The 17,802-nt window shown below is 68.4% G+C and carries 17 protein-coding genes and 1 tRNA gene; 7 read left to right on the top strand and 11 right to left on the bottom strand.

Annotated features, from left to right (window positions below; genetic code table 11):
• Positions 1-24: 24 nt before the first annotated feature.
• From J1C47_RS01605 to J1C47_RS01555, 11 genes are all read right to left on the bottom strand, one after another.
• Positions 25-1,305: a multidrug effflux MFS transporter gene (locus tag J1C47_RS01605; protein ID WP_207348959.1), complete on the bottom strand. Its 1,281-nt coding sequence runs from the start codon at positions 1,303-1,305 to the stop codon at positions 25-27.
• Positions 1,306-1,730: 425 nt separating this feature from the next.
• Positions 1,731-2,078 carry a Grx4 family monothiol glutaredoxin gene (gene grxD / locus J1C47_RS01600; RefSeq protein WP_207348958.1) on the bottom strand — a complete coding sequence of 116 codons (348 nt, stop codon included), beginning with the start codon at positions 2,076-2,078 and terminating at the stop codon, positions 1,731-1,733.
• A gap of 3 nt (positions 2,079-2,081) precedes the next feature.
• Entirely contained in the window at positions 2,082-2,390 is a 309-nt protein-coding gene (locus J1C47_RS01595) for a hypothetical protein (RefSeq protein ID WP_207348957.1), read from the bottom strand.
• Between the two features lie 5 nt (positions 2,391-2,395).
• A complete protein-coding gene (locus tag J1C47_RS01590) occupies positions 2,396-2,629 on the bottom strand; it encodes a BolA/IbaG family iron-sulfur metabolism protein (protein WP_207348956.1) in 234 nt (77 codons plus the stop codon).
• A gap of 188 nt (positions 2,630-2,817) precedes the next feature.
• The gene (gene purL / locus J1C47_RS01585) at positions 2,818-5,043 is read right to left on the bottom strand and encodes a phosphoribosylformylglycinamidine synthase subunit PurL (protein ID WP_207348955.1); all 2,226 of its coding nucleotides are present in this window, start codon (positions 5,041-5,043) and stop codon (positions 2,818-2,820) included.
• Positions 5,044-5,150: 107 nt separating this feature from the next.
• A complete protein-coding gene (locus J1C47_RS01580) occupies positions 5,151-5,687 on the bottom strand; it encodes a hypothetical protein (RefSeq protein ID WP_207348954.1) in 537 nt (178 codons plus the stop codon).
• Positions 5,688-5,693: 6 nt separating this feature from the next.
• Positions 5,694-6,095: a hypothetical protein gene (locus tag J1C47_RS01575; RefSeq protein ID WP_245396286.1), complete on the bottom strand. Its 402-nt coding sequence runs from the start codon at positions 6,093-6,095 to the stop codon at positions 5,694-5,696.
• 10 nt (positions 6,096-6,105) lie between these two features.
• Entirely contained in the window at positions 6,106-6,786 is a 681-nt protein-coding gene (gene purQ / locus J1C47_RS01570; protein WP_207348953.1) for a phosphoribosylformylglycinamidine synthase subunit PurQ, read from the bottom strand.
• A gap of 11 nt (positions 6,787-6,797) precedes the next feature.
• Entirely contained in the window at positions 6,798-7,040 is a 243-nt protein-coding gene (gene purS / locus J1C47_RS01565; RefSeq protein WP_207348952.1) for a phosphoribosylformylglycinamidine synthase subunit PurS, read from the bottom strand.
• A 99-nt stretch (positions 7,041-7,139) separates the two neighbouring features.
• On the bottom strand, positions 7,140-7,904 hold the full coding sequence (gene purC, locus J1C47_RS01560; RefSeq protein WP_207348951.1) for a phosphoribosylaminoimidazolesuccinocarboxamide synthase: 765 nt from the start codon (positions 7,902-7,904) through the stop codon (positions 7,140-7,142).
• A gap of 265 nt (positions 7,905-8,169) precedes the next feature.
• Positions 8,170-8,243, bottom strand: a tRNA-Cys gene (locus J1C47_RS01555).
• A 275-nt stretch (positions 8,244-8,518) separates the two neighbouring features.
• On the opposite strand from J1C47_RS01555, the gene J1C47_RS01550 reads away from it, so the two are divergent.
• From J1C47_RS01550 to recN, 7 genes are all read left to right on the top strand, one after another.
• Positions 8,519-9,442 carry a D-alanine--D-alanine ligase gene (locus J1C47_RS01550; RefSeq protein ID WP_207348950.1) on the top strand — a complete coding sequence of 308 codons (924 nt, stop codon included), beginning with the start codon at positions 8,519-8,521 and terminating at the stop codon, positions 9,440-9,442.
• Complete coding sequence (locus J1C47_RS01545) at positions 9,430-10,338, top strand: cell division protein FtsQ/DivIB (protein ID WP_207348949.1); 909 nt, start codon at positions 9,430-9,432, stop codon at positions 10,336-10,338. Before J1C47_RS01550 ends, J1C47_RS01545 begins: the two co-directional genes overlap by 13 nt.
• Positions 10,335-11,663, top strand: coding sequence for a cell division protein FtsA (ftsA, locus tag J1C47_RS01540; protein ID WP_207348948.1), 1,329 nt, complete (start codon positions 10,335-10,337; stop codon positions 11,661-11,663). Before J1C47_RS01545 ends, ftsA begins: the two co-directional genes overlap by 4 nt.
• A 128-nt stretch (positions 11,664-11,791) precedes the next feature.
• Positions 11,792-13,351, top strand: coding sequence for a cell division protein FtsZ (ftsZ, locus tag J1C47_RS01535; protein WP_207348947.1), 1,560 nt, complete (start codon positions 11,792-11,794; stop codon positions 13,349-13,351).
• A gap of 306 nt (positions 13,352-13,657) precedes the next feature.
• Positions 13,658-14,596 carry a UDP-3-O-acyl-N-acetylglucosamine deacetylase gene (gene lpxC / locus J1C47_RS01530; RefSeq protein ID WP_207348946.1) on the top strand — a complete coding sequence of 313 codons (939 nt, stop codon included), beginning with the start codon at positions 13,658-13,660 and terminating at the stop codon, positions 14,594-14,596.
• A 337-nt stretch (positions 14,597-14,933) separates the two neighbouring features.
• Complete coding sequence (locus tag J1C47_RS01525; protein ID WP_207349080.1) at positions 14,934-15,761, top strand: outer membrane protein assembly factor BamD; 828 nt, start codon at positions 14,934-14,936, stop codon at positions 15,759-15,761.
• 210 nt (positions 15,762-15,971) lie between these two features.
• A complete protein-coding gene (gene recN, locus J1C47_RS01520; protein WP_207348945.1) occupies positions 15,972-17,642 on the top strand; it encodes a DNA repair protein RecN in 1,671 nt (556 codons plus the stop codon).
• Positions 17,643-17,802 lie beyond the last annotated feature (160 nt).

Raw genomic sequence — 17,802 nt, 5'->3', positions numbered from 1 at the left:
CATTGACGCCGCTCCCGCTCCCGCTCACTCGGCGGCGCTCGGTCTGGCGCGCTCGGGATGCGGCCCCGTCACCGCGTCGTACTTCGCCTCGAACAGCCGGCCTTCGGCGAGAAAGACGCAGAAGGTCGACAGCACCGACAGGGTGATGAAGCCGCAGAGCAGCGGGATCAGCGTGCCGTCGTAGAGATAGCCGAGAACCGCCCCGAGGACGCCGCCGACGAAGGTCTGCATGAAGCCGAGCACCGACGAGGCCGTGCCGGCGACGTGGCCGAGCGGATCCATGGCCAGCGCGTTGAAGTTCGTGCCGATGAAGCCGAAGATGCAGAAGTTGAAGGTCATCACCGGAATGAAGAACCACAGCGGCGCCTGACCGCCCGACAGCCACGCCACCACGAGATGGACGAGGGCCGTCGCCATGAAGACGATGAGCGCCCCGTGCGACAGGCGCCGCATGCCGAAGCGCTCCACCAGCCGCGAATTGGCGAAGGAGGCGATCGCCATGAAGATCGCCGTCGCCGAGAAGACCAGCGTGAAATACGGTCCGAGCCCGTAGGCCTGGGTATAGATCTGTTCGGCCTGGTTGATGAAACCGAAGAGCACGCCGAAGATCATCGCCGTTGCGACGGTGTAGCCGAAGGCGACGCGGTTGGTCAGGACGATGCGGAACGCTTCGGCGACGCGCTTGCCGGTCAGTTCGCGGCGGTTCTGTGGGGCGAGCGTCTCCGGCAGGCGCAGCGCCGCCCAGATGCCGACGCCGGCACCGAACAGGCAGATGATCACGAAGATCTCGCGCCAGCTCCCGAACAGCATGATGCCCTGGCCGATGTTCGGCGCGACCACCGGGATCGCCATGAACACCATCATCACCAGCGACATGACGCTCGCCATGCGCCGGCCGCCGAAGCAGTCGCGCACGACGGAGATCGCGATGACCCGGGTCGCCGCCGCTCCGAGGCCCTGGATCGCGCGCATCGTCAGCAACATGGCGAAGGTCGTCGAGAAGGTGGCGATGCCCGCCGCGAGCACATAGACGGCTATGCCGAAGAGCAGCACCCTGCGCCGGCCGTAGCGGTCGCTGAGCGGGCCGTAGGCGATCTGCCCGGCGCCGAAGCCGAGCAGATAGGCGGTGATGACGAACTGCCGCTGGTTGACGTCGCCGACGTCGAGGGCGCTGCCGATGTCCTGCAGCGCCGGGATGAAGATGTCGATCGCCGCGGCGTTCATCGCCATCATGCAGGCGACCATCAAGACGAGCTCCCAATAGGGCAGCCCGTGCGTGTCGGATTTCTGAGCCGGCGCAGCCATTGGAATCCTCAAGGCTTTTCGAGACGGAAAGCGCCGCCACCACCGCGTCGGGCGAGACGAGGCGGGAGGGCGACGAATTGTGCGGAGCGTCCGCGACCCTCGGAACGGCCGATGCCGGCCAGGAATGCGAGGGTGCGAACGAGAACTGTCCACCGCGACACATAGCGGATGCATCGCCCCTGGCCACGCCCTGACGGCGCATGGGAGCGATGCGGGGCGGAGTGATACAGGCCGGAGGAATGCGGTGCGACGCGGCCCTATGGTGCCGCCGGTGGCAGCCGACGCCGGAAACAGCCAGGCGCCGGGGTGTCCTCCATCATGCGCGGTGCCACCAAGCCGAGGCCGTTCAGATCAGCGATACGAGCGCAGCTGTGGCCCGGAATGACCGGTCTTGGCGACATGCCGCGGCCCTTTGCAGGGCAGGGTCAGCCGTTGGCAGCGGCGGCCTGGCTGGTCGAAACGCCGTTCTCCTCGAAGAAGCCCTTCAGCTCGTTCGCCTGGAACATCTCGCGCACGATGTCGCAGCCGCCGACGAATTCGCCCTTGACGTAGAGCTGCGGGATCGTCGGCCATTCGGAATAGGCCTTGATGCCCTGGCGCAGCTCGTCGGACGTCAGGACGTTGACGCCCTTGTACTCGACGCCGAGGTAGTCGAGGATCTGGACGACCTGTCCCGAGAAGCCGCATTGCGGGAAGGACGGCGTGCCCTTCATGAACAGGACGACGTCGTTGGACTTCACCTCGCTGTCGATCCACTCGTTGATGCTGTCCATTTCTTACTCCTTGGGGGTATGCGCCATCTCGTCCGCGTCGGTGGTCTCGCGTCGCTCAAGGCGACCGAGCCTGTCCGACAACTCCATTTCGACGTTCAAGCGATTGAGAATCCGATTTTCGAGAAGAGCGATGTCGCCCTTGATTTCCGACAAGTCGCGCTGCACGGACACGAGACCCTCCCGCATCGTGCGCTCCAACCGGCCGATCAATTGCTGTTGGCGAAGGAGCAGCCCGCTGAACTCCGACTGCCGACGGTCAAGCCGCCGCAGATATTCCAAAGTGTGGCTCGCAACCGTGTCCGGCTCACTCATGGCGCCTACTTAGGTGCGCTGGTCTGCAGCGCAAGAGCGTGCAGCTCGCCACCCATGTTGCCGCGCAGGGCTTTGTAGACCATCTGATGCTGCTGCACGCGGGACTTGCCGCGGAAGCTCTCGGAGACGATTTCCGCCGCATAGTGGTCGCCGTCGCCGGCGAGATCGCGGATCGAGACGACGGCATCGGGAATCTCGTCCTTGATCATCCGTTCGATGTCTCGGGCATTCATCGGCATCGTCGTCTCCGGCTTTGCTCGGCGGGGGCCCTGCGGGTCCCGCTCTCTTTGTCTTCGCATCGCCCCTCGAAGGCGCGGCACCTGCCGCATTCCGCAGCGGGAGCGAGGTCGGTCGAAGCGCGATGATAGAGGCCGGGGAGTCTCCCGGCAATCGGCGTCCGATATGGTCCGCAGGCGCGCCGAGCGTCTCAGGCGGCGGCGGGGGCCTCGACCAGCGAGCCGGACATGTAGCTCGGCAGCCAGCTCTCATGGGCGACGGTCATCGCCCGCACCGTCAGGTCGAGGCGTCCGGCAATCGTCAGGCGCTCGCCGCCGGCGACGCCGAGCCGACGAAGCGGCACGCCGGCCTGCCGCGCCGCCGCTTCGAAGCCTGCGGTATCCGCCTCGCCAAGCGCGACGAGGTAACGCGCCTGGTCCTCGCCGAAGAGGATGGCATGGTCCGGCCCGTCGCCGGCCTCGATCGCTGCGCCGACGCAAGAGGCCATGCAGGTCTCGGCCAGCGCCACGGCGAGGCCGCCGTCGGAGAGATCGTGGCAGGTTCTGATCGTGCCGGCACGGATGAAGCCTCGGACGAAGTCGCCGTGGCGCCTTTCCTCGGAAAGATCGACCGGCGGCGGCGCGCCTTCCTCCCGGCCTTCGATGGTGGCGAGATAGGCGGAGGCGCCGAGATGGCCGCCGTCGCGGCCGACGAGGAAGAGGACGTCGCCCGCCTTCAGCGAATCGACCCGCGCGGTCTTCGTCCGGTCTTCGATCAGCCCGACGCCGCCGATGGTCGGGGTCGGCAGGATCGCCTGTCCCTGCGTCTCGTTGTAGAGCGAGACGTTGCCGGAGACGATCGGGAAGGCGAGGGCCGTGCAGGCGGCGCCGATGCCCTCGACGGCCTTGACGAACTGGCCCATCAGCTCGGGCTTTTCCGGATTGCCGAAATTCAGGTTGTCGGTCGCCGCCAGGGGCTCGGCGCCGACGGCGGTGAGGTTACGCCAGCATTCGGCGACGGCCTGCGCCCCGCCTCGATAAGGGTCGGCCTCGCAATAGCGGGGCGTCACGTCGGAGGAGAAGGCGAGAGCCTTCGCCGGATGGCCGTCGACGCGCACGACGCCGGCGTCGCCGCCCGGCCGCTGCAGCGAGTTGCCCTGGATCAGCGTGTCGTACTGCTCGAACACCCAGCGCCGGGAGCAGAGATCCGGCGAGGCGAGCAGCGAGAGCAGGGCGGCGCCGCAGTCCTCCGGCGCCGGAACCTCGGCGGCGTCGATCAGCGGCCTCTGCTTCGGCGCGACGAAGGGGCGCTCGTATTCCGGCGCCTCGTCGCCGAGCTTCTTGATCGGCAGGTCGGCGACCTCGCGCCCCTCCCACAGGACGCGGAAGCGCAGGTCGTCGGTGGTGCGCCCGACGACGGCGAAGTCGAGCCCCCATTTGACGAAGATCGCCTCGGCCTCGGCGCGCTTGTCCGGATCGAGAACCATGAGCATCCGCTCCTGGCTCTCCGAGAGCATCATCTCGTAGGCGGTCATCCGCGCCTCGCGGACCGGAACGGCGTCGAGGTCGAGCTCGATGCCGAGATCGCCCTTGGCGCCCATCTCGACCGCCGAGCAGGTGAGGCCCGCGGCGCCCATGTCCTGGATGGCGATGACCGCGCCGGTCTGCATGAGTTCGAGACAGGCTTCGAGCAGGCACTTTTCGGTGAAGGGATCGCCCACCTGCACCGTCGGCCGCTTCTCCTCGATGGTCTCGTCGAATTCGGCCGAGGCCATGGTGGCGCCGCCGACGCCGTCGCGGCCGGTCTTGGCGCCGAGATAGACCACCGGCAGGCCGACGCCCTCGGCCTTGGAATAGAAGATCGCGTCGGTCTTCGCGAGGCCGGCGGCGAAGGCGTTGACGAGGCAGTTGCCGTTGTAGCGCGAATGAAAGTTCACCTCGCCGCCGACGGTCGGCACCCCGAACGAATTGCCGTAGCCGCCGACGCCGGCGACGACGCCGGCGACGAGATGCCTGGTCTTCGGATGGTCCGGCGCGCCGAATCTGAGCGCGTTCATCGCCGCGATCGGCCGGGCGCCCATGGTGAAGACGTCGCGCAGGATGCCGCCGACGCCGGTCGCCGCGCCCTGATAGGGCTCGATATAGGAGGGGTGGTTGTGGCTCTCCATCTTGAACACGACGCAGAGCCCGTCGCCGATGTCGACGACGCCGGCATTCTCCCCGGGCCCCTGGATCACCCGTTCGCCCTTGGTCGGCAGGGTGCGCAGCCATTTCTTCGAGGACTTGTACGAACAGTGCTCGTTCCACATGGCCGAGAAGATGCCGAGCTCGGTCAGCGTCGGCTCGCGCCCGATCAGCGAGAGCACCCGGTCGTATTCGTCGGGCTTCAGCCCGTGGGCGGCGACGAGCTCTGGCGTGATGGCGGGTTCGGCGGTCATGTCGGCGGTGTCCCGATGGGCGATGGCAACGTCGTGCCTGTTAGCATCCCCGGGGCGAGGGCAAAAGGCGGCGCTTCCCTTGGCCTTTCCGGGTGTGGACGACGCGGTCAGCCGGCTCTGGTCCAGCCGAGCGACGCCCTCGCGCAGGGGGCGGCGTCCGCCGGCCGCCGCATCACAGGCGTCTCGTCGTCCACCTGGCTGATGGCGCCGCCGCTCAGGCGGTTCTGCAGGAGGATGAGGGCGTAATCGTAGCCCTTGCCGCTCCGCGCCGGCGCACGCAGGCAGAGGCCGTAGCCGTCCACCGTGCCGGCCGGGAGAAAGGTCGTCGCGCGTTCGGCCTTGCGGCGGCGGAAGATGCCGGCGGCGGTGGCGTTGGCATAGGTGATCTCCGCCGCCGAGGGCCGCGCTTCGATGCTGGCTGTTTGAAACGGCTCCGCCGCCGGTGCGGCGTCGCTCGTGGGGCCGGACAGGCCGGTTCCGGCATCAGCTTGGGCCGATGCCGCAGGCGTTGCCAGCGGTGTTTCCGGTGTTCCCGGTAACGGTGCCGGCGAGAGCGACAGCGCCCGCGCGGAATCGCTGCCGGCGCAGCCGGATGCGGTCAACAACGTCAGGATCGCCGCGGCGTGGAGTGCCTGCCGGATCATGGCGCCTCAGGCGGAACAGCCGTCGTCGCCGGCGGACCAGCGCGCGACGTCGGCGGCAATGCGGGCGCCGACCGGCTGACCCGTCAAAGAACCGTAGGTGTCGACGGACGCCGAACCGCTGCGGCCCTCGACGACGAGGAGCGGCCGGGCCTCGGGCTTGCCCTTCGGCACCAGGAGAAAGCGCGGGCGGCCCGAGAAGGAGGAGAGTTCCGGCGCCAGGGAATAGGCGGAAAAGGCCGGGTCCTTCGACTTGAACCAGCAGCGATTGGCGTTGAGCGTCAGCCGTTCCATCCGGTCGAGACCGGTGTCGGCGGCTTTTCCTGCGGTCGCGCCGGGGCGCCCGGCACAGGCGCTGAGCGCCGCGAGGAAGACGAGCGCGACGGTTGCGCGGCCGGGGTGGAAAGGCATGGGGAAGGTCTCAGGCCGCAAGACTCGGCGACATGCCGAGGACGCTCTCGAAGATGCCGCGGCCGTCGGTGCCGCCATGCTCCGCTTCGACGAGGTTCTCCGGATGCGGCATCATGCCGAGGACGTTGCCGGCCTCGTTGACGATGCCGGCGATGTCGGCGATCGCGCCGTTCGGATTGGTGCCCTCGGCATAGCGGAAGACGATCCGCCCCTCGTCCTGAAGCCGTTTCAACGTCGCCGCGTCGGCGAAATAGTTTCCGTCGTGATGGGCGACCGGGCAGCGGATGACCTGGCCCTGCCGATAGGCGCCGGTGAAGCGCGTTTCGGCATTGACCACTTCGAGCTTCACCTCGCGGCAGACGAAGCGCAGCGCGGCGTTGCGCATCAGCGCGCCGGGGAGAAGACCCGCCTCGCAGAGGATCTGGAAGCCGTTGCAGACGCCGAGCACCGGAACGCCCTTTTCGGCCGCCGCGGCGACGGCGCGCATCACCGGCGAGCGGGCTGCGATGGCGCCGCAGCGCAGATAGTCGCCGAAGGAGAAGCCGCCGGGCACGACGACGAGGTCGACGTCGGGAAGCGTCGTCTCCGTCTGCCAGACGGTCTGCGGCGCCTTGCCGGTGATGGTCGTCAAAGCCGCGATCATGTCGCGGTCGCGGTTGAGGCCGGGAAGAAGGACGACGGCGGTTTTCATCGGAACGTCCTTTAGGCGATCTCGACGGAATAGTTCTCGATCACTGTGTTGGCGAGAAGCTGCTCGCACATGGCGTCGAGCTTGGCCCTGGCGCCCGCCGCGTCGTCGCCTTCGAGGGTCACGTCGAAGACCTTGCCCTGGCGAACGGCGCCGACCCCGTCGATGCCGAGATTGCCGAGGGCGGATTCGATCGCCTTGCCCTGCGGGTCGAGGACGCCGGTCTTCAACGTGACGATGATGCGGGCCTTGATCATGGGAGCTTCGTCATGCGTCCTTTTTCGCCGGACCGCGGCGGTCCCTGGAATATACCAACTTCAAAGCCGGTGCCGGCTGCTTCACGGGCCTTCGCCGCTTCACTTGACCAGCACCGGCCCGGAAGGGCGGGGCGGCTCGTTCTCGTTCATGATGCCGAGGCGGCGGGCCACCTCCTGATAGGCCTCGACGAGGCCGCCCATGTCGCGGCGGAAGCGGTCCTTGTCCAGCTTGTCGTTGGTCTGGACGTCCCACAGCCGGCACGAATCCGGCGAGATCTCGTCGGCGACGACGATCCGCATCATGTCGCCCTCGAAGAGACGGCCGGTCTCGATCTTGAAGTCGACGAGCTGGATGCCGACGCCGAGGAACAGGCCGGAGAGGAAGTCGTTGACCCGGATCGCCAGGGCCATGATATCGTCGATTTCCTGCGGGCTCGCCCAGCCGAAGGCGGTGATGTGCTCCTCGGAGACCAGCGGATCGTCGAGCGCGTCGGCCTTGTAGTAGAACTCGATGATCGAGCGCGGCAGCACCGTGCCTTCCTCGATGCCGAGGCGCTTGGCCAGCGAGCCGGCGGCGACGTTGCGCACCACCACCTCGAGCGGGATGATCTCGACCTCCTTGATCAGCTGCTCGCGCATGTTGAGCCGCCGGATGAAGTGCGTCGGGATCCCCATCTTGTTCAGATGCGAGAAGATGTATTCCGAGATGCGGTTGTTGAGTACGCCTTTGCCGTCGACGATCTCGTGCTTCTTCTTGTTGAAGGCGGTGGCGTCGTCCTTGAAGAACTGGACGAGAGTGCCGGGTTCGGGGCCTTCGTAAAGAATCTTGCCTTTGCCTTCATAGATGCGGCGGCGACGTGTCATCAGAAATACTCTATCGTGGTAAAGCGCCACCGGCCGGGCGGGAATCGACCCGGGGCGGGCGCCCATCGTGCGGCTGAATAGACCAAAAGCCCCTTGTTCACAATCGGCCCGGCCGTTGCGACGAAGGATGTGGTGACTCGCGCGGCGATTGCCAGGATAAGGGGCGCCCTGCGCCTGAATAACGCCCGGGCGCTGCCGGGCCGGCATCCCCGCCGGTCGTCACCGAGCCTTGCGGGCATCGTCGCGCAGTCGCTGTCGAAGAATTTGGAGGCCTCGGCCGGAATCGAACCGGCGTGCAAGGATTTGCAGTCCTCTGCGTAACCACTCCGCCACGAGGCCTCACCGGCGCTCTACCTACTGATACGGCTGCCGTTTCGCAAGGGGCGAAATCGCCCCGGAAGCGAAGATCGAGACAGCCTCCCGGGCGGCGGGTCCGCAGGCCGGCCTTGTCCGCGGGACGCCGGCGTTCGGCGCGGGGACGCGCCCGCCGCGCGCCCCTCCGGCCGATACCCTTTCAAATTTCTTGCTTTCGCCACAGTCGGTTAACCGTCGCTTAACCATCGATCTGCGAAAGATTGATTCAAACCCTTTGTTAATCTCGGATAGCGGGTGCGATGGCTAAGCATGTGGCGGTCCTCATGGGCGGATTGTCGTCGGAGCGGCCGGTCAGCCTCTCCTCGGGCGATGCCTGCGCCGGCGCCATCGAGCGGCTCGGCCACCGCGTCACGCGCCTCGACGTCGGGCGCGACGTCGCGGCGAAGCTCGCCGAACTGTCGCCGGACGTCGCCTTCAACGCGCTGCACGGTCCGTTCGGCGAGGACGGCACGATCCAGGGCATCCTCGAATATCTGAAGATCCCCTACACCCATTCCGGCGTCCTCGCTTCGGCACTGTCGATGCACAAGCAGCGGGCGAAGATCGTCGCCAGGGCCGCCGGCGTTCCCGTCGCCGAGGCGAAGGTGCTGCACCGGCTCGATGCGGCGCCCGCCCACGTCATGCCGCCGCCCTACGTCATCAAGCCGGTCGCCGAGGGCTCGAGCTTCGGCGTGCTGATCGTCCGCGAGGACCAGTCGACGCCGCCGCAGCAGCTCTATTCGGCGGACTGGCCCTATGGCGATACCGTCATGGTCGAGCGCTACGTCGCCGGGCGCGAGCTGACCTGCGCCGTCATGGGCGACGTCGCCCTCGACGTCTGCGAGATCGTGCCGGAAGGCCACGCCTTCTACGACTACGATTCGAAATACCTGCCCGGCGGCTCGCGGCACGTCGTGCCGGCGGAACTGCCGAAGCGCGTCGCCCGCCTCGTCCAGGAGCATTCGCTCGCCGCCCACAAGGCGATGGGCTGCCGCGGCGTGACCCGCTCCGACTTCCGCTACGACGACCGCTTCGGCGAGGGCGGCGAACTCGTCTGGCTGGAGGTCAACACCCAGCCCGGCATGACCCCCACCTCGCTCGTTCCCGACATCGCCCGCGCCGCCGGCCACGGCTTCGACGACCTGATCGCCTGGATGGTGGAGGACGCCTCATGCGGCCGCTGAGCCCCCGCTCCGACATCCTGCTCGACCGCGGCCCTGGGCGGCTGGCGCTGCTCTTCGGCCGCACGAGCCGCCGCCTGCAGGCGCTGACGGCGAGCGCCTCGCAGCTCTCGCTGCCGCGCTTCGGCGCCGTCGCCTTCGCGGTCGTCGGCAGCGCCGTCGTCTACGGCGTCGTCGTCGGCGGGCATACCGGCGAGGTGCTCGACGGCTTCGGCCAGCCCCTCGGCTTTGCGATCGACAAGGTGGCGGTTCACGGCAACAGCGAGACCTCGGAGATCGACGTCCTCCAGGCGCTCTGGCAGACCGGCTCGCAGACGCTCCTCTCCCTCGATCCGACGGCGGCCCGCCAGACCCTCGAGGCGATGCCGTGGATCGACCGCGCCTCGGTCTCGAAGATCTTCCCGGACAGGGTGGAGATCAATCTGGACGAGCATCGTCCCTACGCGATCTGGCAGAGCGACGGCGCCTTCTTCGTGGTCAACCGCGAGGGCAAGAAGATCGTCCCATACCTGCCGGGCCGCTTCGATGCGCTGCCGGTCGTCGTCGGCACCGGCGCCGCAGGCTCTGCGGCCGGCATTATCGACGACATGGAGGCCTATCCCGAGCTTCGCGCAAGGGTGAGGGCCTACATTCGGGTCGGCGGCCGACGCTGGGATCTCGAACTGAAGAACGGCGTCGTCATCCGCCTGCCGGAGGAAAAGCCCATCGAGGCGGTGGCGGAAGTCGTGCGCATGGAAAGGCAGAACACGTTGCTCGATCGCGACATCGCGATGGTCGACATGCGGCTTTCCGATCGCGTCGTGGTCCGGCTGACGGACGATTCGCTGAAGCGGCGCAAGGAGCGCCTCGAAGAGCGGGCCAAGCTGATCAAGCGCCTCGCCAAGGACAAGCCCGTATGAGTGTGTTCGGTTTCGGCAAATCCGACCTGCCCAGGATCAAGGCGCTGTCGCCGAAGCGCTCGCGCGTCATCTCGGTGCTCGACGTCGGCTCCGAGAAGATCTCCTGCCTGATCGCCAGGCTGCGCCCGCGCATCGCCGGCGAGATGCTGCCCGAGCGCACCCATGCCATCGAGGTGATCGGCGTCGGCCATCACCGTTCGCGCGGCATCAAGGCCGGCGCCGTCGTCGACATCGCCGCGGCGGAGATGGCCATCCGCCAGTGCGTCGACGCGGCCGAGCGGATGGCCGGGCTGACCGTCGAATCGCTGATCGTCTCGCTCACCGCCGGCCGGCTGAAGAGCGTGCGCCGCCGCGCCGAGACCGACGTCGTCGGCGAGGTCTCGGTCGCCGACCTCTCGCGGGTCAGCGACAGGGCCGCGAAGATGCCCCTCGACGAGGGCCGCATCGCCCTGCATTCGACCGTCTACGACATCCAGCTCGACGACGATTCGGGCCTCGACAATCCCGTCGGCATGAGCGGCGAGCGGCTTTCGGCCAATCTCCATGCGCTGACCGCCGAGATCGCGCCGCTGCGCAACCTCGAGGCGGCGATCAACCGGGCGCAGCTGGTGGTCGAGGCCTTCGTCGCCACGCCCTATGCCAGCGCCCTGGCGACCATGGTCGAGGACGAGGCCCAGATGGGGTCTGCCTGCATCGACATGGGGTCGGGCGCCACGACCATCGCGATCTTCCACAACGGCCGCTTCGTCTATGCCGACCAGATCGCCCTCGGCGGCGCCAACATCACCATGGACCTCGCGCGCGGCCTGTCGATCAGCCCGGCGGACGCCGAGCGGATCAAGGTCATGCACGGCTCGACGCTCGCCGAGCTGCTCGACGACAGCGGCGAGCCGATCATGGTGCAGCCGCTCGGCGAGACCGGCGACGCCCATCCGATCGTCGTCAAGCGCTCGCTGGTCACCAAGATCATCCGCCCCCGGGTCGAGGAGACGCTGGAGCTCGTGCGCGACCGGCTGAACGCCTCGGGCCTCGGTCACGTCATCGGAAAGCGCGTCGTCCTCACCGGCGGCGCCAGCCAGCTCGCCGGCCTCGCCGAGACGGCGCGGACCGTCCTGCAGCGCAACGTCAGGCTCGGGCGACCGCTGGGTGTTACCGGTCTCAATCCGTCGAGCAAGGGGCCGGGCTTTTCGACCTCCGTCGGCCTGTTGATCTACCCGCAGGTGGCGCATCGCGAATACCTCGCGGAGCGCTCGATCGCCGCGCAGGCGATCGAAAAGGCGATGGAGGGGGGACGCTTCGGCTCCTGGCTGCGCCGAGCGCTTTGAGGACTGGGCGCGGCCGGTCCGCCGCGCCGGAAGAAGGACAACGGTGCGCGCCGCGCGCCTTGAGAGAATGGCAACGAACGGCCGCGCGGCAAAACGGCCTTTTTGCGAGTTGAAAGAGGAATGAGGGCATGAGCATCACCTTGAAGAAGCCTGACATCACCGAACTGAAGCCCCGCATCACCGTCTTCGGCGTCGGCGGTGGCGGCTGCAACGCGGTCAACAACATGATCAGTGCCGGCCTCGAGGGGGTCGACTTCGTGATCGCCAACACCGATGCCCAGGCGCTGCGCTCCTCGCGCGCCGAGCGCATCATCCAGATGGGCGTCGCCGTCACCGAGGGCCTCGGCGCCGGCTCGCAGCCGGAAGTCGGCCGGGCTGCCGCCGAAGAATCGATCGACGAGATCTGCGATCACCTGCTCGGTTCGCACATGTGCTTCGTCACCGCCGGCATGGGCGGCGGCACCGGCACCGGCGCCGCCCCGGTGGTCGCCCGCGCGGCGCGCGAAAAGGGCATCCTCACCGTCGGCGTCGTCACCAAGCCGTTCCATTTCGAGGGCCAGCGCCGGCTGCGCATCGCCGAACAGGGCATCGAGGAACTGCAGAAGAACGTCGACACGCTGATCGTCATTCCGAACCAGAACCTCTTCCGCATCGCCAACGACAAGACCACCTTCGCCGACGCCTTCGCGATGGCCGACCAGGTGCTCTATTCGGGCGTCGCCTGCATCACCGACCTGATGGTCAAGGAAGGCCTCATCAACCTCGACTTCGCCGACGTGCGTTCGGTGATGCGCGAGATGGGCAAGGCGATGATGGGCACCGGCGAGGCCTCGGGCGAGGGCCGCGCGATGGCGGCGGCCGAGGCCGCGATCGCCAACCCGCTTCTCGACGAGACCTCGATGAAGGGCGCCAAGGGCCTGCTCATCTCGATCACCGGCGGCCGCGACCTCACCCTCTTCGAGGTCGACGAGGCGGCGACGCGCATCCGCGAGGAAGTCGACCAGGACGCCAACATCATCCTCGGCGCGACCTTCGACGAAAATCTCGAGGGCGTGATCCGCGTCTCCGTGGTCGCGACCGGCATCGACAAGAGCGAGGCCGAGATGGCCGCGCGTCCGGCGATGGCGATGAACCATGCGGCGGTCGCCCAGCAGCAGCGCGTCGCGCCGCAGCCCGCCCCCGCGCCGCAGCCGGCGCCGGTCGCCGCGACGGTGCAGCAGCCCGCCGCCGCGCAGGCCGCCGAGGAGGAAGGCGAGATCGAGGACGCCTTCACCGCCGCTCTCGCCGCGGAGATCGCCCAGGTCGCGCCGCAGCCGGCCGCCCGGCCGGCGGTTCCGACCGCCGAGACGACGATGGCGCCGGTCCAGCAGCCGCGCATGCCCCGCGTCGAGGACTTTCCGCCGGTGGTGCGCGGCGAGATGGAGCAGCGCGCCGCCGCCGCGGAGCAGCCGGTCGACGAGCGCGGTGCCATGGGTCTCTTGCGCCGCCTGACCACCGGCCTGTCGCGCCGCGAGGAGGAAGAGCATCAGGCGGCCGAACCGGCCCGCCGCGCCCATGTCGAGCCGAATCCCTACGCGCCGCGCCGCGTCGCCTCCGAGTCGGCCGCCCGTCCGGCGACGGCCTCGCGCCCGGCGAGCGAGGAGGACCAGCTCGAGATCCCCGCTTTCCTTCGCCGTCAGGCGAACTGATCGCGCGCCGATGTTGCGCGCACGTGACACTGCCCGTCGGAGAAATCCGGCGGGCACTTTCATTTAAGCCATTGATAGGAATAGGATTTGAGATTGGTGTCACGCGTTTTCTTTAACACAAGGATAGAAAGCGTGATTTTGCCGATTTGAGCCGGCGATTTACCAACAATCACAAGAAAATGGGAATCTCGGGGGATTCCTCGCCGGGGGGCGTCGGTCGGAGAGCGGTCGGATTTTGTGTGTGAACGGGCCCGGCGGCCGCTTGAGCCGGCATACCGGGTGGGGAAAGGTTGTCCTGACGTGTTGATGTTCCAGCAGACGATTGCCTCGCGTGTCGATTTCGCCGGCGTGGGCGTGCACAGCGGTCTGCCGGTTCGGCTGGCGCTGCTGCCGGCCGAGGTCGATACGGGTATCGTCTTCCATCTCTTTGGCCAGGACGGACTGGTCCACGAGATCGCCGCCGTGTCGGCGAACTCGGCGCTGACCGACCTGTCGACGGTCGTCGGCGACCCCGCCGGTTCGTCCGTGTCGACGATCGAGCATCTGATGGCCGCGCTCTACGCCATGGGCGTCGACAACGTCGTGGTGCGGATCGACGCCCGCGAGACGCCCATCCTCGACGGCTGCTCGGCCGAATACGTGCGTGGCATCGCCGAGGCGGGCGTCGTCGCCCAGGCCTCCAGGCGCCGCTACCTGCGGGTCCTGAAGCCGGTTTCGGTCGAATCGGGCGGGGCGCGGGCGGAGTACCGCCCCTATGCCGGCACGCGGTTCGAGGTGGAGATCGACTTTGCCAATCCGGCCATCGGCCGCCAGCTCTATTGCGGCGACCTGACGGCGTCGCGCTTCACCCGCGATCTCGCCAGGGCCCGCACCTTCGGCTTCATGGCCGATGTCGAGCGGCTCTGGGCAGCGGGCTACGCGCTCGGCTCCTCGCTCGACAATTCGGTGGTGCTGTCGGACGACGGCGGCGTCGTCAATCCGGAAGGCTTGCGCTTTGCCGACGAATTCGTCCGCCACAAGGCGCTCGACGCCGTCGGCGACCAGGCGCTGGCGGGCCTGCGTATCCTCGGCTGCTACCGCTCCTATCGCGGCGGCCATCGGCTGAATGCCCTGGCGCTGCGCGCGCTTCTCGCCGACCGCAAGGCCTACGAGATCGTCGAGATGCCTTCGCGCCGGGTCGATCCGGTCCGTCACGCGCCGCTGGTCGCGGTCGCGGCGCCCGCCTTCGGGCCGCAGGTTCTCTGATCGGACTTTCCGTATCTGTTTGCCCTGGTGCAGCCGGGACGACGGCGGCGGCCGGGCTTCGGCCGCGCCGCCATGGTGGCGGTCGGTCACTGCGGATGACGGCCGTCATCGGCGGTGACGCAGCGGCAACAATCCCGCACCGAACCGCAAGCGGCAAGCCGAATCCGGTGCCCCGGCCACAAAAAAGGCGCCATGCTCGGGCTTCGGCATTGTTCGGGCTTCGCTCGGGGGATAGTGAAGACGCTCGCAGGACGAACGGGGGCAGGGGACCCTTTACGACATGATCGACGCGACGCGGCATCTTGCCGGACCACTCAAATCGGCCTTCCGCCTGGCGATGGTCGGGACGGTCCTTTCGGCGACGCTCGGCCTTTCCGGCTGCATGTCGGGCGGCGACAACGACGTCGACGTCCTGGCGCTGGCCGCCGAGACCGATCCGCCGGACGTTCTCTACAACCAGGGCCTCGCCAATCTCGAAGGCGGCCGGCTGGGCGAGGCCTCGAAGAAGTTCGAGGCGATCGACCGCCAGCACCCCTATACGGAGTGGGCGCGCAAGGCGCTCATCATGCAGGCCTTCGCCAGCTACCGCGGCGGCAATTACGACGACGCCGAGACCGCGGCGAAGCGCTACATCGCGCTCTATCCCGACTCCGATGACGCCGCCTACGCCGAATACATCGTCGGCCTGTCGCACTATCGCCAGATCCCCGACGTCACCCGCGACCAGAAGCAGGCCGCCTATACCGCGACGGCGATGCGGGCCTTGATGGAGCGCTTCCCGGACACCGCCTATGCCGAGGACGCCAAGTCGAAGCTGCGGATCGCCCGCGACCAGCTCGCCGGCAAGGAGATGCTGGTCGGGCGCTACTATCTCGAGCGCCGCGACTATCTCGCCGCGATCAACCGCTTCAAGAACGTCGTCGACGTCTATCCCGACACCCGCCAGGTCGAGGAGGCGCTCGCCCGCCTGACCGAGTCCTATTACGCCATGGGCCTGATCCGCGAGGCCCAGGCCTCGGCCTCGGTGCTCGGGCAGAACTTCCCCGACTCGCCGTGGTATCACGACAGCTACACGCTGCTGAAAGGTCACGGCCTGGAACCGCGCGAGGGCGCATCGGGCTCGTGGTTCGCGGAAGCGACGAAGAAGATCACCGGCGCCTCCTGACCGGTCCCGCCGTGGCCGGTCCTCCGGTATCGGGCAGGTCACCTCGACCGGGAATTCGTGGGCGGCGCCTCGGCGTCGCCCTTTTCGTGAGGCGCATCGCACCGGAGGCGGGCGCCGTTCGCCGCGGGGCGGGACTGCGGCGGGTTGCGAAACGACGATGCGCGACCGACATTGTTCCCGCTTTATTCTGACCTGACCGCCGATTCGGACATGCTGGTCCATCTTTCCATCCGCGACATCGTGCTGATCGAGCGCCTCGACCTGTCGCTCGGCACCGGCCTGTCGGTGCTCACCGGCGAGACCGGCGCCGGCAAGTCGATCCTCCTCGATTCGCTTTCGCTGGCACTCGGCGGGCGCGGCGACGGCGGCCTCGTCCGCCACGGCGCGAAGCAGGGCGAGGTCAGCGCCGCCTTCGACGTCGCCCTCGACCATCCGGCGCGGCGGCTGCTTTCCGAAAACGGCTTCGACGACGACGGCGACGTCGTGCTGCGCCGGGTCCAGAACGCCGACGGGCGGACGCGCGTCTTCATCAACGACCGGCCCTCCAGCGTCGCGCTGATGCGCCAGATCGGCCTTGCTCTCGTCGAGATCCACGGCCAGCACGACGACCGCGCGCTGGTCGACACGGAGAGCCATCGGACGCTTCTCGACGAGTTCGGCGGGCTCGAGCCCGAGGCCGCGGCGCTCGCGCGATACCATGGCGAATGGCGCGGCGCCCGGGATGCGCTCGCCAGGCACCGCGCGAAGGTCGAGGCCGCGGCCCGCGAGGCGGACTTCCTGCGTAGCGCCGTCGACGAACTCTCCGAGCTGCAGCCGATCGCCGGCGAGGAGGAGGAACTGGCAGAGCGGCGGCAGGTGATGATGCGGTCGGAGAAGATCTCGACCGACGTCAACGACGCCAACGAGGAACTCTCGGGACCCGCTTCGCCGATTCCCGGCCTCGCCAATCTGCTGAAGCGCCTCGACCGCAAGCGGGACGAGCTTCCCGGCCTTCTCGACGAGGCGATCGAGCGGCTGGACGTCGCCTTGGATGCACTCTCCGACGCCCAGAGTTCGCTCGAATCGGCGCTGAGGAGCCTCGAATTCGATCCGCGGGCGCTGGAGTCGACCGAGGAGCGGCTCTTCGCGCTGCGGGCCGCCGGCCGCAAGTTCAACGTCGCGCCCGACGACCTGCCGAAGCTTACGGCGACGATGATCGGCGATCTCGCCGAACTCGACGCCGGCGAGGAGCGGCTGCACGTCTTGGAGCGCGAGGTCGAGGAGCGCTGCGAGCGGTTCGACGCGGCTGCGGCGACGCTGTCTGAGAAGCGCGGGGTCGCGGCGCGGATGCTGGAGGCGGCAGTGATGGCGGAACTGCCGGACCTCAAGCTCGAGCGCGCCGGCTTCATGGTCGAAATGAACACCGACCCGTCCCGGCGCGACGCCTCCGGCATCGACAGGGTCGAATTCCACGTCCGCACCAATCCCGGCACCCGCGCCGGCCCGATGATGAAGGTCGCCTCCGGCGGCGAACTGTCCCGCTTCCTCCTCGCCCTCAAGGTGGCGCTGGCCGACCGCGGCTCGGCCCCGACCCTCGTCTTCGACGAGATCGACACCGGGGTCGGCGGCGCCGTCGCCGATGCCATCGGTCGGCGGCTCGCGCGGCTGGCGGATTCCGTCCAGGTGCTGGCCGTCACCCATGCGCCGCAGGTGGCGGCCCGCGCCGCGACCCATCTCCTCATCTCCAAGGCGGGCGTCGGCGGCGAGGATCGCGTCGCGACGCAGGTCGCGACGATCGACGTCGACGGGCGCCGCGAGGAGATCGCGCGCATGCTGGCCGGCGAGAGCGTGACGGAGGAGGCGCGGGCGGCGGCCGCGCGGCTGATCGGCGCCGGGCGCTGAGGGCGTCGCTCCGCCGTCGCAGGGGCCTGCCGCCCGGCGGACGCGGAGTGATGGCGACGCGGCGATGGCGCGCCGGGCGATTTGATGCGACGGTCGGCGTGTGCGGGAGCTGATCCCGGTTGACGGCCGACGGCCGGTCGGACCGGGAAGGGGAAGGGCT

This window comes from Jiella sonneratiae (assembly GCF_017353515.1).
In the GTDB taxonomy this organism is placed as follows: domain Bacteria; phylum Pseudomonadota; class Alphaproteobacteria; order Rhizobiales; family Rhizobiaceae; genus Jiella; species Jiella sonneratiae.
Note: the sequence above shows the minus strand (reverse complement) of the source record. Positions and strands in the feature narration are given on the sequence as shown.

Excerpts from the sequence above, each read along its gene's own strand:
- grxD (WP_207348958.1), bottom strand. The coding sequence starts at position 2,078 with ATGGACAGCATCAACGAGTGGATCGACAGCGAGGTGAAGTCCAACGAC.
- purL (WP_207348955.1), bottom strand. The coding sequence starts at position 5,043 with ATGACCGCCGAACCCGCCATCACGCCAGAGCTCGTCGCCGCCCACGGG.
- recN (WP_207348945.1), top strand. The coding sequence starts at position 15,972 with ATGCTGGTCCATCTTTCCATCCGCGACATCGTGCTGATCGAGCGCCTC.
- J1C47_RS01550 (WP_207348950.1), top strand. The coding sequence starts at position 8,519 with ATGGCTAAGCATGTGGCGGTCCTCATGGGCGGATTGTCGTCGGAGCGG.
- J1C47_RS01575 (WP_245396286.1), bottom strand. The coding sequence starts at position 6,095 with ATGCCTTTCCACCCCGGCCGCGCAACCGTCGCGCTCGTCTTCCTCGCG.
- ftsA (WP_207348948.1), top strand. The coding sequence starts at position 10,335 with ATGAGTGTGTTCGGTTTCGGCAAATCCGACCTGCCCAGGATCAAGGCG.
- ftsZ (WP_207348947.1), top strand. The coding sequence starts at position 11,792 with ATGAGCATCACCTTGAAGAAGCCTGACATCACCGAACTGAAGCCCCGC.
- J1C47_RS01580 (WP_207348954.1), bottom strand. The coding sequence starts at position 5,687 with ATGATCCGGCAGGCACTCCACGCCGCGGCGATCCTGACGTTGTTGACC.
- J1C47_RS01590 (WP_207348956.1), bottom strand. The coding sequence starts at position 2,629 with ATGCCGATGAATGCCCGAGACATCGAACGGATGATCAAGGACGAGATT.
- purQ (WP_207348953.1), bottom strand. The coding sequence starts at position 6,786 with ATGAAAACCGCCGTCGTCCTTCTTCCCGGCCTCAACCGCGACCGCGAC.
- purS (WP_207348952.1), bottom strand. The coding sequence starts at position 7,040 with ATGATCAAGGCCCGCATCATCGTCACGTTGAAGACCGGCGTCCTCGAC.
- purC (WP_207348951.1), bottom strand. The coding sequence starts at position 7,904 with ATGACACGTCGCCGCCGCATCTATGAAGGCAAAGGCAAGATTCTTTAC.
- J1C47_RS01605 (WP_207348959.1), bottom strand. The coding sequence starts at position 1,305 with ATGGCTGCGCCGGCTCAGAAATCCGACACGCACGGGCTGCCCTATTGG.
- J1C47_RS01525 (WP_207349080.1), top strand. The coding sequence starts at position 14,934 with ATGGTCGGGACGGTCCTTTCGGCGACGCTCGGCCTTTCCGGCTGCATG.
- J1C47_RS01545 (WP_207348949.1), top strand. The coding sequence starts at position 9,430 with ATGCGGCCGCTGAGCCCCCGCTCCGACATCCTGCTCGACCGCGGCCCT.
- J1C47_RS01595 (WP_207348957.1), bottom strand. The coding sequence starts at position 2,390 with ATGAGTGAGCCGGACACGGTTGCGAGCCACACTTTGGAATATCTGCGG.
- lpxC (WP_207348946.1), top strand. The coding sequence starts at position 13,658 with ATGTTCCAGCAGACGATTGCCTCGCGTGTCGATTTCGCCGGCGTGGGC.